This window comes from Kurthia sp. 11kri321 (assembly GCF_001534765.1).
GTDB lineage: Bacteria > Bacillota > Bacilli > Bacillales_A > Planococcaceae > Kurthia > Kurthia gibsonii.
In genome coordinates, this window is the sequence record NZ_CP013217.1 from 1,830,950 (window position 1) to 1,844,498 (window position 13,549).

Annotated in this window: 13 protein-coding genes; 5 read left to right on the forward strand and 8 right to left on the reverse strand. The window is 37.2% G+C overall.

Features of this window, described 5'->3' with window-relative positions; genetic code table 11:
- Nucleotides 1-172: 172 nt before the first annotated feature.
- A complete protein-coding gene (locus tag ASO14_RS09370) occupies nucleotides 173-367 on the reverse strand; it encodes a zinc-finger domain-containing protein (RefSeq protein ID WP_068457441.1) in 195 nt (64 codons plus the stop codon).
- A gap of 114 nt (nucleotides 368-481) precedes the next feature.
- Between ASO14_RS09370 and ASO14_RS09375 the strand changes: the two genes are divergently transcribed.
- A complete protein-coding gene (locus ASO14_RS09375) occupies nucleotides 482-880 on the forward strand; it encodes a reverse transcriptase-like protein (RefSeq protein WP_068454214.1) in 399 nt (132 codons plus the stop codon).
- 27 nt (nucleotides 881-907) lie between these two features.
- Here ASO14_RS09375 and ASO14_RS09380 read toward each other — a convergent pair whose 3' ends face one another.
- From ASO14_RS09380 to coaW, 3 genes are all read right to left on the reverse strand, one after another.
- Nucleotides 908-2,041: an MFS transporter gene (locus tag ASO14_RS09380; RefSeq protein ID WP_068457445.1), complete on the reverse strand. Its 1,134-nt coding sequence runs from the start codon at nucleotides 2,039-2,041 to the stop codon at nucleotides 908-910.
- Between the two features lie 63 nt (nucleotides 2,042-2,104).
- Entirely contained in the window at nucleotides 2,105-2,503 is a 399-nt protein-coding gene (locus tag ASO14_RS09385; protein ID WP_068454217.1) for a MarR family winged helix-turn-helix transcriptional regulator, read from the reverse strand.
- 107 nt (nucleotides 2,504-2,610) lie between these two features.
- A complete protein-coding gene (gene coaW, locus ASO14_RS09390; RefSeq protein ID WP_068454221.1) occupies nucleotides 2,611-3,453 on the reverse strand; it encodes a type II pantothenate kinase in 843 nt (280 codons plus the stop codon).
- Nucleotides 3,454-3,670: 217 nt separating this feature from the next.
- Between coaW and ASO14_RS09395 the strand changes: the two genes are divergently transcribed.
- Entirely contained in the window at nucleotides 3,671-4,498 is an 828-nt protein-coding gene (locus ASO14_RS09395; protein WP_197409917.1) for a squalene/phytoene synthase family protein, read from the forward strand.
- 567 nt (nucleotides 4,499-5,065) lie between these two features.
- On the opposite strand, the gene ASO14_RS09400 is transcribed toward ASO14_RS09395, so the two are convergent.
- The gene (locus ASO14_RS09400; RefSeq protein WP_068454226.1) at nucleotides 5,066-5,524 is read right to left on the reverse strand and encodes a YaiI/YqxD family protein; all 459 of its coding nucleotides are present in this window, start codon (nucleotides 5,522-5,524) and stop codon (nucleotides 5,066-5,068) included.
- Nucleotides 5,525-5,718: 194 nt separating this feature from the next.
- Between ASO14_RS09400 and gdhA the strand changes: the two genes are divergently transcribed.
- The 3 genes from gdhA (at nucleotide 5,719) to pepF (ending at nucleotide 10,244) form a co-directional block, all read left to right on the forward strand.
- Nucleotides 5,719-7,086 carry an NADP-specific glutamate dehydrogenase gene (gene gdhA, locus ASO14_RS09405; protein WP_068454229.1) on the forward strand — a complete coding sequence of 456 codons (1,368 nt, stop codon included), beginning with the start codon at nucleotides 5,719-5,721 and terminating at the stop codon, nucleotides 7,084-7,086.
- Nucleotides 7,087-7,621: 535 nt separating this feature from the next.
- The gene (locus tag ASO14_RS09410; protein ID WP_068454233.1) at nucleotides 7,622-8,311 is read left to right on the forward strand and encodes a phosphoribosylaminoimidazolesuccinocarboxamide synthase; all 690 of its coding nucleotides are present in this window, start codon (nucleotides 7,622-7,624) and stop codon (nucleotides 8,309-8,311) included.
- A 124-nt stretch (nucleotides 8,312-8,435) separates the two neighbouring features.
- Nucleotides 8,436-10,244 carry an oligoendopeptidase F gene (pepF, locus tag ASO14_RS09415; protein ID WP_068454236.1) on the forward strand — a complete coding sequence of 603 codons (1,809 nt, stop codon included), beginning with the start codon at nucleotides 8,436-8,438 and terminating at the stop codon, nucleotides 10,242-10,244.
- Between the two features lie 50 nt (nucleotides 10,245-10,294).
- Here the strand turns inward: pepF and ASO14_RS09420 are convergent, their stop codons facing one another.
- The 3 genes from ASO14_RS09420 to ASO14_RS09430 all read right to left on the reverse strand — a co-directional run bounded on the left by ASO14_RS09420 (nucleotide 10,295) and on the right by ASO14_RS09430 (nucleotide 13,535).
- Nucleotides 10,295-10,822 (reverse strand): TetR/AcrR family transcriptional regulator, encoded by a 528-nt coding sequence (locus ASO14_RS09420; protein ID WP_068454239.1) that lies wholly within the window; start codon nucleotides 10,820-10,822, stop codon nucleotides 10,295-10,297.
- Nucleotides 10,823-10,830: 8 nt separating this feature from the next.
- The gene (locus ASO14_RS09425) at nucleotides 10,831-11,946 is read right to left on the reverse strand and encodes a YhgE/Pip domain-containing protein (RefSeq protein WP_068454242.1); all 1,116 of its coding nucleotides are present in this window, start codon (nucleotides 11,944-11,946) and stop codon (nucleotides 10,831-10,833) included.
- A gap of 173 nt (nucleotides 11,947-12,119) precedes the next feature.
- Nucleotides 12,120-13,535: a M20 family metallopeptidase gene (locus ASO14_RS09430; protein ID WP_197409918.1), complete on the reverse strand. Its 1,416-nt coding sequence runs from the start codon at nucleotides 13,533-13,535 to the stop codon at nucleotides 12,120-12,122.
- Nucleotides 13,536-13,549: the final 14 nt, after the last annotated feature.

The following is a 13,549-nucleotide window of genomic DNA, read 5'->3' on the forward strand; positions in this document are numbered from 1 at the left end:
ACAAATTATTTGTTTTCAAGTCAATATTATTACGTACTTTATCACGAAATTTTTAAAAATAGAAGAATATTCTAAATTTTTTAAAGAAAATAGACAAATATAAAAAGAGAAACTGCGTATGAACACAATTTCTCTTTCCAAACCGAACTTTTTATTTATATGAGTTACTATTCTAAGCACGCTTAGATGTTTTTAATAATTCCTGTCCCAAAAACTGAAGTTGCTCACCAATTGTACATGATTCAATACAAAAACGATGTGCTGCAGCTTTTCCACGATCTTTACGAAGTTGTTGTTTTACAAAACAGCCTTCACAATACTTTTCGTTTAACGCATCAATATCTTGTACAATGGTTGTGAAATCGATCATGTAATACGTCACCTCTTTTTCTCATCCATCTAGCTTTTTTTTAGGCATTCGTCTATTCTACTATTAATAGAACCTTTCTTGCAAGTAAAGAAATTGAGGAGGCAATCGTCTATGTTAGAAGTCTATATTGACGGTGCAAGCGCTGGTAATCCAGGTTCGAGTGGCATCGGTATTTTCATTAAAGGAGAAGGACATCAAATACGAATTAGTGAACCAGTCGGTATGATGGATAATCATACTGCTGAATTTCATGCACTCATTCGTGGATTGAAGGAAGCACAAAAATTAGGTTCTTCTATCGTATCTGTTCGCTCTGATTCGAAAATCGTCGTTTCTTCTATTGAAAAGCGATATGCAAAACATTATGCGCACTTTATAGATGAAGCACTCCCATTAATTGATAGCTTCGATTTATTTTTCATTAAATGGATTCCTGACGATCAAAACAAAGCAGCTGACCGATTAGCGCGTGAAGCTATACTAATGAACACAAACGAAAAGAGAGACTAGCATCTATACTAGCCTCTCTTTTTTCAGTTATACATGCTGCTGTTTAGTCGCTATTCTACCTTTACGTAATGTGTTTAAAATATAGAAAATACCTACAATCAGAATCACTACACCTGCTACAAGATAAATCATCGCATAGCCTTTATGTGCTGCTACAGAACCTAAAATAAAGGAACCTAGTGCAATCCCAATATCAAAAAATGTAAAGAATGTAGCTGTTGCATAGCTCGTTCTTCTAGCTGGTGACTTTTGGACACTAAGTGTTTGAAAACTTGGGACAAGCGCTCCGTATCCTAATCCGATTAATGCGCCTGCTAGTAAAAAGACGAACGCATTTGGCATCCAAGCCATGAATAGTAGACCGATTGCAAATAAGATAAAACCAGGCATGATAATACTGTTCGGCCCTTTTGTATCAAACATTCTACCTGTAAATGGTCTTGATAAGAGCATTGCTGCTGCAAAGACGACATAGAAGAAACTTGCAACTGCCAACACACCTTTTTCTTGAGCATAAACAGCTAAAAACGATAGAACACCTGAATAAGAAAAAGCTACGAATAAACCGATTAATGCAAATGGAACAGCACCTTTTTCAATTAAGTCGCTCATTTTAAATGTTAATTTTGGCTTTCCTTCTGGGAATTCATGCTCTGTTATACGAAGTGTAAGAACAAGCGCACTTCCAATAAGTAAAATAGCTGACATCACCCAAAATAAAGCATCAAACGATACATATTGAATGAGTAGAAGCGCTACAAAAGGTCCTAAAACAATGGCTAAATTTTGTGACATTGCAAAATACCCTAGACCTCGACCTCGTTTTTCCATCGGAACTGTGTCAGCTGCAATCGCATTATTTACAGTGGTTAACACACTAAAGAAAATCCCTTGAATGAATCGTAATACTAATAAAAGTAAAAAAGGTTTAATAAAAACGTATAAAATCGTCGTTACAAAGTAACCGACCATGCTCATGACGAGCATTTTTCGTTTTCCGACCACATCTAAAATCTTACCGATGAACGGTCTTGCAACAATGGCAGAGAGTAAAAAGATGGTTAATAGTAATCCCGCATCTTCACTCCCACGCTTTAATTCACTTGTTACATAAATCGGTAGCACATTGACTAACCCATAAAAAACAAAAAATACACTCATATTTGTAAAAAATAAACTAAGAAATTGCTTAGTCCAGATTTTCTGATTCTGGCTCAAAAAAGGTCATCCTTTCATCTTTCTGAGCAATCCCTTCAATTGTTCTTGCTCTTCTTCTGTTAGACCTTTCGCAAATTGATCTTCGTATGCTGAAACTGTTACTTTTACTTCTTCGAATTTTTTCTTTCCTTCTTCTGTTAGTGAAACGATTTTTTCACGTAAATCGTCTCCTTTTTTTCGTTGAAGAAGCCCTAGTTGTTCCAAACGTGCAACTGTTCTTGTAATGGTTGGTGCTTCTACATTTAAGTATTTCCAAATCGATGTGAGTGACATCTCACCGCGTTGTTCTACGATGAAAAGTACTGTCCATTGACTGCTGTAGATACCATGTTGTTTTAAGACACCATTCATCCCATTTGTAAATTCGCGTGTTTTTTGTAATAGTTCATGGAATAATAAATTCATTTTGACCTCCAAAGATAAATTTACTTAGGTAAACATCTACTTTATTGTACGGTATTTATTTACCTATGTAAATAATTGTTTGATTGTTTTTAAAAAACAGCAGTATGTTACTGCTGCTCTAACGTACGCATTTTATTTAAAGCACCAATTGCACCACTATAACCTTGATCGTCTAAGAAAATCGGATTCTTTTGTTTAATTACAGTATAATCTGCAATTACTTCGCGTAAAACCGGATGATCTTTTAGCGTCGTACCGATATAAATAATATCGTCTACTTCATATTGTTGTGCTAATTGAATACTTAATGTTGTAATCACTTCTCCCACTAAACGGGCAACAGTTGCGAGCACATCTTCTTGTTTATAATCTGAACGTAAATCGATCCCAACTTTCCCAAAGTTACTCGCAGTTAAATCTGGATGAAGAGGTGCTGGAATTTCTTGTCCTTTAAAAATATCTGCTACCATTAAATCAATCGACTTTCGACTCCCTTGCTGAGCCAACTCACTCATTTCATTATAGTTAAAAACACCTGTTAATAAAGCACTCAAGCCAATTAGTGTACCACCACCAATTCCTGTACCGCTTACTCGCTTATACGTATCATCGTTCATATAATGAACCGACGTTCCTGAACCGATATTTGTAATAATCGCTCGCTTTAAGTCGATATTTTCACGCTCTAATAAGAATCGAACTCCTTTTAGTGTCGCTTCAAATTCCACAACATAAGCAAATTCTTTTTCTGCTGTGACGAGCTGTCGTAACTGCTCTGCACGTCCACCTGTTAAACCTACTTTTTCAACTTCTGGATGTGCATCGATAAATGCCGCAACTTCTTGTAAATTTGTCGATGGTTCGTGTTTTAAGATTAATTGTTGTTCCTCGTTTATGTAGGCGATTTTTGTTAATGTACCACCCGCATCAATACCGATTGCTCTTACCATAATAATCTCCTTAGCGTACGTAAATTATGTACATCTTTTAACTAGTTTGATTCATTTTAAAGTATGAATCCGTTCTCATATAGAATACACAACAAAAAAACACATTACAAACAAAAAATTGAGAAGCTTTCCCATGTACTTTTAATTTTTATTTTCCTTCTACCTGAAGTACGATAGAATAGAAACTATCTACTTATATTAAATGGAGGTCTATACTTTGACTGACACAAAGAAAATGTATAAAGAAGCAATGGCCATTTTAAAAGCAACAAGCCGTACTTTTTTTATTCCAATTACTTTTTTAGAGAAAGATTTAAAAACAACGGTAGCGATGGCTTACCTATGTATGCGCGCAATTGATGAAATTGAAGATCACGAAGAAATCGAGAACGAAGCAAAAGCACAAATGCTTGATGCAACAGCGGCACTTTTATTACAACCTTCATTTGATGAACAAGCATATGAAGCAGTTATTCAAGATTACCGCCATCTATTACCCGAAGTATCATTACGTTTAAATGACTGGTTAACTTTAACACCAGAGGGTATTCGCCCACAAGTAGCCGCTTCCACAAGTGAGATGGCTTCTGGTATGGCAAAATGGGCTCGTAAAAACTGGATTTGTAAAACAAAAGAAGATTTAGACGATTACACATACTATGTAGCTGGTCTTGTTGGCACAATGCTTTCGGATATTTGGTTATGGGGAGCAGGTATCGAAACAGATCGTGATTTAGCAATTGGCTATGGTCGCGGCTTACAAGCAGTGAACATTCTACGCAATCAAGATGAAGATGCTGAGCGCGGTGTAAGCTTCATGCCAGAAGGTTGGACGCGTGATGACCTATTCGCTTACGCAGAAGAAAACTTAGCGAAAGGTGACGCATACAATCGCTCAATCAAAAAACGCAGTATCCTCATGTTCTGTAAAATTCCATTAGCACTTGCACATAAAACACTCGATGCAATGAAAAAAGGACACGTAAAAATGTCCCGTCAAGAAGTAGAACAAACTGTTGCCGCACTTGATGAATCAACTAAATAAAGAAAATCAAAAGCCTGATGCGAAATTTGCATCAGGCTTTTGTGTGATTGGACTCCCTTTTAATGGTGATAATTCCCTTTCGCGCGTGAGTTTGTCCCTTTCAACGGCAGTGATTCCCTTTCAATGGCGACGATTCCCTTTCGCGCGCGAGTTTGTCCCTTTCAACGGTGATGATTCCCTTTCGCGCGTGGATTTGTCCCTTTCAAAGGCAGCGATTCCCTTTCGCGCGTGGATTTGTCCCTTTCAAAGGCAGCGATTCCCTTTCGCGCGTGGATTTGTCCCTTTCAACTGTGATGATTCCCTTTCGCGCGTGGATTTGTCCCTTTCAACGGCAGTGATTCCCTTTCACGCGTGGATTTGTCCCTTTCAACAGCAGCGATTCCCTTTCACGCACAGTTTTGTCCCTTTCAACAGCAGCGATTCCCTTTCACGCGTGGATTTGTCCCTTTCAACGGCAGCGATTCCTATTCAACACCTCTTAGTCTTTTGACCGAATATATTTTTCAGAAGTGAAAATGCATAAATATATATCCCCTTTCGATTAGTCTTATCTCTTTTTGATATCAATTATGCTTTTTCAGCATCTATTCTTGCTCGTTCACAAAGTTGTTTAAATTTTTTTTCGTATATTTCATTTGCATCCTTTTGACGTTTTTTCGGTCCTTTCGTGCGCCCTCCCGCTTGTCGAATCTTTTGTCCAACATGACGTGTAAATAATAGTTGGTCGATGTTTTCGTTCGTGAATTCACGTCCGTTTTGGTCGATACAATAAGCACCTTTCGCAAGTACCATTGCAGCTAATCCATAGTCCTGTGTTACGACAATATCGCCTTTTGACACGACATTTAAAATAGCGAAATCTACAGCATCCATGCCTTTTGACACGATTTTTGTCTCCACTCCTTCCACACGAATTTCATGCGATGTATCACAGTAAATGATGGGGGTTATTTGAGATTTTTGAGCGATGTTGACTGTCGATAAAACAACTGGACAACCATCTGCGTCGATATGTACTTTTAACAAAAAAATCCTTCCTTTCCTTTTAAATTACAAAAAGAGATGAAATCAATCTCTTTTTGGCATATTCATCCGGTAACGCTTTAATGAATAAAAATACATTAATATTGCATAATTATAAAAATCGGACAATTGAAAAATTTTAAAAATTTCGTTATAGTTATGCCAATACAAGAATAACACATGGGGGTTTTAAATTTATGGTAACAATGAATCCAGAACAAGTAGCAATGCATTATATCGATGAAGTTTATAAAAACTTAGAAGCAACACATGCACATGAACCAGAATTTTTACAAGCAGTGAAAGAAATCATCTATTCTTTAGCACCTGTTTTTGCAAAACGTCCAGAATATATGGAAGCAAGTTTACTTGAGCGTATTATCGAGCCAGAACGTGTTGTAAAATTCCGCGTTGCTTGGGAAGATGATAATGGTAAAGTACAAGTAAATCGTGGTTTCCGTGTACAATACAGTTCAGCGATTGGACCTTACAAAGGTGGATTACGTTTCCATCCTTCTGTAAACGAAAGCATCATTAAATTCCTAGGTTTCGAACAAATTTTCAAAAACTCTTTAACAGGCCAACCGATTGGCGGTGCTAAAGGTGGATCGGACTTCGATCCAAAAGGAAAATCTGATTCAGAAATCATGCGCTTCTGCCAAGCGTTTATGACAGAATTACACAAATATATTGGACCACACGAAGATGTTCCTGCAGGCGATATTGGTGTTGGCGCACGCGAAATTGGTTTCTTATTCGGACAATACAATCGTATTAAAGCTTCTTATCTACCAGGCGTAATTACAGGCAAATTACCTCGTTTTGGCGGTTCTCTTGCACGCAAAGAAGCAACAGGTTATGGTACAGTTTACTTTGTACAAGAAATGTTAAAAGAAATCAATGCAACATTTGAAAACCAAACAGTTGTCGTATCTGGTTCAGGTAATGTATCAACATACGCAATTGAAAAAGCACAACAACTCGGCGCACTTGTGGTAGCCTGCTCAGATTCAGATGGTTATATTCATGACCCTTCTGGCATCAAGTTAGATACAGTGAAAGATATTAAAGAAGTTCGCGGTGGTCGTATTAAAGAATATATCGACGCACATCCAGAAGCAACTTATGTAGAAGGATGCGAAAACATTTGGTCAATTCCTTGTGATATCGCTCTTCCATGCGCAACACAAAATGAAATTGATGCAGATGCTGCGAAAACATTAATCGCAAACGGTGTTAAAGCTGTCGGCGAAGGTGCCAATATGCCTTCAACATTGGAAGCAATTGATTTATATTTTGAAAACAATGTATTATTTGCTCCTGCAAAAGCTGCAAATGCTGGTGGTGTAGCGGTATCTGCTCTTGAAATGGCCCAAAACAGCATGCGCATGTTCTGGACATTTGAAGAAGTTGATGCAAAATTACATGAAATTATGCGTAACATTTATAAAAATAGTCGTGAAGCTGCAAAAGAATTCGGTCACGAAAACAACCTTTTAATCGGCGCAAATATCGCTGGTTTCTTAAAAGTAGCTGACGCGATGATCGCACAAGGTGTTATCTAATTATAAAGAAAAAAACAGAAATCGTTCATGCCGATTTCTGTTTTTTTTATGATTTTGGGTGTCTTAAGTTATCTTGTCTAGGACGAATTCGAACATTCGAGCGGCGAAATGGGTCACTCACTCCTCAGTTCGGGACATTCACCCGTTCAAACAGGACATTCGAGGCAAAATTGGGGCACTCGCCTAAAAAATCTTAATTACTCACTTTCTGCACTTTCTTCAAGGCTTTTGAGTAATTCAAGAGGACTTCATTTCACTATGATTGGGTGAAATCGAACATTCGGGTGGCGAAACGGGTCACTCGTCGAAGTGATTGGGGCATTCGCTCTACCAATCGGGTCATTCACCCATCTATTTGGGTCACTCGCTCATCCAATCGGGACATTCGGAAATAAATGGGTATGCACCCTTCACAAAATACGAATTATAAATTATAATATAACTATAAATAATCGTTTTAAAAGCGTTAAAAACGAACATAATACGTTTTAAAAAGATTTTTAGAGATAATAAACGAACATTAGGAGGATTTATCATGATTTTGAAGTACGAAGGTAAAACAAAGAATGTTTTCGAATTAGAAGATGGTCACTTTTTATTAAAATTCAAAGATGATGTTACAGGTGAAAACGGTGTATTCGATCCAGGTGCTAACACAGTTGGTTTAACAATTGATGGTGCAGGTCTTGCTGGGTTACGTTTAACAACATTTTTCTATGAAAAATTAAATGAGATGGGTGTACCAACACACTTCGTTTCTTCAAATATGGATGAGGCAACAATGACGGTAAAACCTGCAACTGTTTTTGGAAAAGGTCTTGAAGTTATCTGTCGTTTCCGCTCAGTTGGTAGTTTCTTAAAGCGTTACGGTGCATATGTGGAAGAAGGGCAACCTCTTGATGCTTTCGTAGAAGTAACGATTAAAGATGATGACCGTTTAGATCCACCCATTTCAGAAGATGCACTTGCACAACTTGGTATCTTAACAAATGATGAGTATGCGACGCTAAAAGAAGCAACACAAAAAATTGCTTCTTTCGTTAAAGACGAACTAGCTAAAAAAGATCTTGAGTTATATGATATTAAACTTGAATTTGGTCGCGATGCGAAAACAAATGAAATTTTATTAATTGATGAAATTTCAGGTGGTAACATGCGTGCGTTCCGTGGAACTGAATATATCGAGCCTCTTGAACTTGAAAAGATTATGTTAGCTCCTGAATAATACGTATTGCCCTGTCTCAACTCAGAGATAGGGTCTTTTTTTCGAACAATAATTGTCGAATTATTCGAAGTATTATATACTAAAGTCATTACTTCGAATACCGAAGAATCAAGGGGGTTTTTTTATGTACGAAAGTTTTCCACTTCGTCAAGATGTTCCAGAACAAGAAAAATGGGACTTACGTTATTTAATCCAAGATGACGCTGCATACGATGCTGCCATTACAAAAATCCAACAAGATGTTGATGCTTTTGTAGCAAAATGGACAGATCATATTCAAAAAGCAGAAGATTTATCGACATTATTTGTTGATTATGAAAAAGTTTTAGCTGACTTATTCATTATCGGCTCTTATGCCGAGCTAGATGTTGAAACAGATCAAACAAATGAAGCAGCTGCAATTCGTGCAAGTGACTTTTCAACAATTGCGGCAAAAATCGATGCAAAATTATCATTTGTGATGAGTGATTTACTTGCTTTATCAAATGAAGTTTTAGAAGAAGCAAAACAACTTGCGCCTGACTATGCGCATTATATTAAACGTTTAATCGACCAAAAAGCACATCAACTAAGCCCTGAAACAGAACGTGTTCTAGCTTCTCTGTCAGGTACATTTCAAGCAGCTTATGGTCTATACAACACAACGAAATTAGTCGATTTAAAATTCCCTGACTTCACAGTAGAGGGTGAAAATTATCCGCTAAATTATAATTTATTTGAAGGTGATTGGGAGTTAGAAAGTAATACGGCTGTTCGTCGCGCAGCATTTGACGCTTTTTCAAAACAACTGCGTCACTACTTACACACAACTGCCAAGACATATCAAACACATGTACAAACTGAAAAGACAATGGCTGAATTACGTGGCTATGATTCAGTTATTGATTATTTACTTGATGAGCAGGAAGTTGACCGCACGCTTTATAACCGTCAAATTGATGTAACGATGAAAGAACTTGCACCGCATATGCGTCGTTATGCAAAATTACTTCAAAAAGTACATGGCTTAGAAAATATGACTTTCGCTGACCTGAAAATTTCATTAGATCCATCTTATGAACCAAGTATTACGATTCCAGAATCAAAAGAATACTTGAAGAAGGCACTTGGTGTAATGGGTGAAGATTATCTTCAAATGATTGACGATTCTTTCGAGCAGCGCTGGATTGACTTTGCGCAAAATGAAGGAAAATCAACAGGTGCATTCTGTGCAAGTCCATATAGTTCACATTCATACATTTTAATCTCTTGGACAAGTCGTATGAATGAAGTATTCGTTCTAGCACATGAATTAGGTCATGCTGGACACTTCCGATATGCACAGCGTGAACAATCACTATTAAATAGTGAATCATCGACTTACTTTGTCGAAGCACCATCAACTATGAACGAAATGTTAATGGCGAATCACCTGCTACAAAACTCAGAAGATCCACGTTTCAAACGCTGGGTAATCTCAACAATTGTTGCACGCACATACTATCATAATTTTGTAACGCATTTACTAGAAGCTGCATTCCAGCGTAAAGTATATGAAAAAATTGATGCAGGTCAATCGCTATCTGCTTCGATTTTAAATGACTTAAAACGCTCGGTTTTAGAAGAATTCTGGGGTGATGCGGTTGATATTAATGACGGTGCCGAACTTACATGGATGCGCCAACCACACTATTACATGGGCTTATACCCTTACACATATAGCGCTGGCTTAACAATCTCAACACAAGTATCACAACGTATTCTAAAAGAAGGTGACACTGCGGTACAAGATTGGATTCGCACATTAGAAGCAGGCGGTACAAAATCACCTGTTGATTTAGCAAAAATGGCTGGTATTGACTTAACAACAGACCAACCACTACAAGATACAATCGCCTTTATTGGTGACTTAATTACACAATTAGAAGAACTAACTGAACAAATTGGTGATTAATAAAAAGAAAAAAATCGTGCCCTCATCTGCACGATTTTTTCTTTAGATTATTAAATTGTCTCAATTAACGCTTCAATAAAACCCTCTTTAGATAATGGATAATCGTCATTCAGCCATTTCATTATAACCGTAATTAGTCCATTACTATAGAAATCACAAATGATTTGTGGATAGGTTGTTGTACGTATATGTTTTGCGCGTGGTGTATCACCTTTATATGCAGCAGCTAACATCGCTTTACTATATGATTCTGTAAAAGTTTTTAATGCTTCATTACGATTCCTTAACATATGCCTAAAAACTTTTCTACGTTCATCTACAAAATCCAGTGCTGCACGGTAAATTTCTTCTTGTGTTGCGCATTTCTCTGTATATTCATTAATTTCGATTGCATAATAATTTAGTAAATCTACTAATAATTGATATTTATCTTCGTAATGACGATAAAATGTACTACGGTGTATTTTCGTACATGCACAAATATCCCGAACCGTAATCGACTCAAAATATTGTTTCTCTAGCAGTTGTTTCGTTGCTTGCATAATTAACTGTCTTGTTCGTTCTTTTGTATAATTCACTTCTTCACCTACTTTGCCTCCTGTGTTTTTTTAGAACGTGGTGTACAGAAGATAAATGTTGATATAATGCCTACTACGATAATTATTGCGAGTAATCCATACCAATACGATGCGAGTTCTGTTCCCCCTACTAACAATGTATAGTCCGCTTGAATTCCATAATACATAGGTGAAATATTACTCATTAAGCGATAATAGCCATACATCGCTTCTCTTGGAATAATACCACCGCCTGCAATAATTTGCGTAAACATGAAAGCAAGATTTGCAAATAACGCAAAGCGCCCAATGACAAATGAAGAAATCGTGAAAATTTCTAGAGAAGCTGTAAATACAAGTATATGTGTGAACCAGACTTCGAATAATGTCGTAATATTATATTGCTCTAAAATCGTAAATATGAACATGCCCGCAAGAGGTGCAATAATCGCAGCTAACACGATAACAATTTGCATGCCCATAAAACTTTGTAAACGCCCAATTTTGAACTGCAGCGCTTTAAAACCTTTTGCTAAAAGCATGGAAACTACCATCGAACTAACGATATTTGCTAACACTAAAAATAATGGTCCAAGCTGATTTTGCATGCCTTCACGCATTGTATAAATCGGTGTAACTTTTACAGCTAATTTATTTTCAAATTGTGTGATTTCTTCTTTTGATTGTTTCATTGCTTGAAGTTGTTTACTTCTCACTTGTTGTTTCAATGTATTTTCCACTTGATGTGTCGTTTGCTGCATCGCTTCTTTTACAAGTGGGGCATTTGCTTCATTCGTATAAAACTGTATATTCGCTCGTTTTTTAGAATCTTGCAATTGCGTTGTAAAGTTCTTTGGAATTTCAATAATTAATTGAATTTCTCTCTCTTTCAATGCCTTCTTCGCTTGTTTTATATTTGAAAATGACATTTGTTCATACGGTAATGCTTTTTTCAATTGCTGTGCAATCTCTTTTCCTTGTTTTGGATCTTCATTTAAAACAGTGACCTGGAGCTGATCTAAATTATTTGGAACCGCTGCATATCCTGGTAATAAAATCCCCATCATAATTAGTTGATAAACAAATGCGACGAGGATAATTGAAATACCTATTTTACTAAAAACAAAGTGTTGTATCCCTTTCATATGTATACTCCTTCTCTTCTGAACTTGTTGCAAGAAAAAACTATAACAACAATCAAATCATGCGAAAAGAAGTAATTTTTCTCTAATGTCGCGTAGTGAGACACACGATCAAAAATGTCTCATTTTATATCAAAATAAAGAGGACTGCATAAAGGCAATCCCCTTCTCTCAATTTACATATAATCTCTTACTTGATACTGCTTCACATCTTTTGGTAGTGGACACATATATTCCTCACCATTTTTACGTTCCACTAACTCAGCTTTTGCTTGCTCCACAAGTTCTGGATTATGCAGTAATTGGAGTGCTGTTGCTGCCATCACTTTACCTGCATGCATCATTCCTTTATGTGCAATCGATGTTGTACCTGTCGCAACAATTTGCCATGTATGAAGTGTTGTACCTAGCACTTCACATGCTGTCATACACTGCGCTGTTGGAACAATCCAGCTCACATCACCGACATCTGTTGAACCTGGGAATACATTACTCGCTGGTGTGTATGGACTAATAACATCTGCTAAATCTTTACCTGCTAAACGACGGTCTACTTCTTCTTCTACCTTTTTATCTGCTTCTGCTAAAGTTTGACGAATCGCCTGTGCGAATTGTTGTTCTTCTTCTGTATGTGTTGGCACGCCTAGTTGTTCGAACTGCGCATACATCGTTTCTTCTAAAACCGTATTCGGAATGACATTTGATAATGCTGAAGCTAAATCAATCTCCACTTCCGTACCTGTCATTAATGCAGCACCTCTCGCCACATCACAGACACGTTGGTAAATGGACTCTGTTTGAGATACACGCGGTGCACGTACAAAATATAATACCTCTGCTTCCGATTGCACAACATTCGGTGCAAAGCCACCTGTGTTTGTAATCGCATAATGAACACGTGCTTCAGGAATAATATGTTCACGTAAATAGTTGACGCCGACATTCATCAGTTCCACTGCATCAAGCGCACTACGTCCTAAATGTGGACTTCCTGCTGCGTGAGCACTCGCACCTTTAAATTTGAAGTACACTTCATAACAAGCAAGCGAAGCCATCGACATAATTTCGTTACGTGATCCTGGATGCCATGTTAGGGCAAAATCAACATCATCAAACAATCCCTCACGTACCATAAATGTCTTACCGCCACCAATTTCTTCACCTGGGCAACCATAGTAACGTACTGTGCCTGACAACTTATTTTCTTTTAAATAATCACGAACTGCAAGAGCTGCTGCAAGTGAACCTGTTCCAAGAAGGTTATGTCCACAACCATGTCCATTCCCGTTCTTTTCAACAGGCGCATAATTCACTTGACCACCTTCTTGACTAAGCCCTGATAATGCATCAAACTCTCCTAAAAATGCAATGACTGGCTTACCGCTACCGTAACTTCCGATGAAAGCTGTATCAATTTCTGCTACGCCTTCTTCTACTGTAAAACCTTCATTCTTTAATGTTTGAACAAGTAGTTGTGCTGATTTTTTCTCTTGAAAGCCTGTTTCAGCAAAACGCCATACTTGGTTACTGACATCTACAAGTGTATCTTTATTTTGTTCGATAATTTCGGATACAAATTCATGAATTCCCATGAAAAAACCTTCTT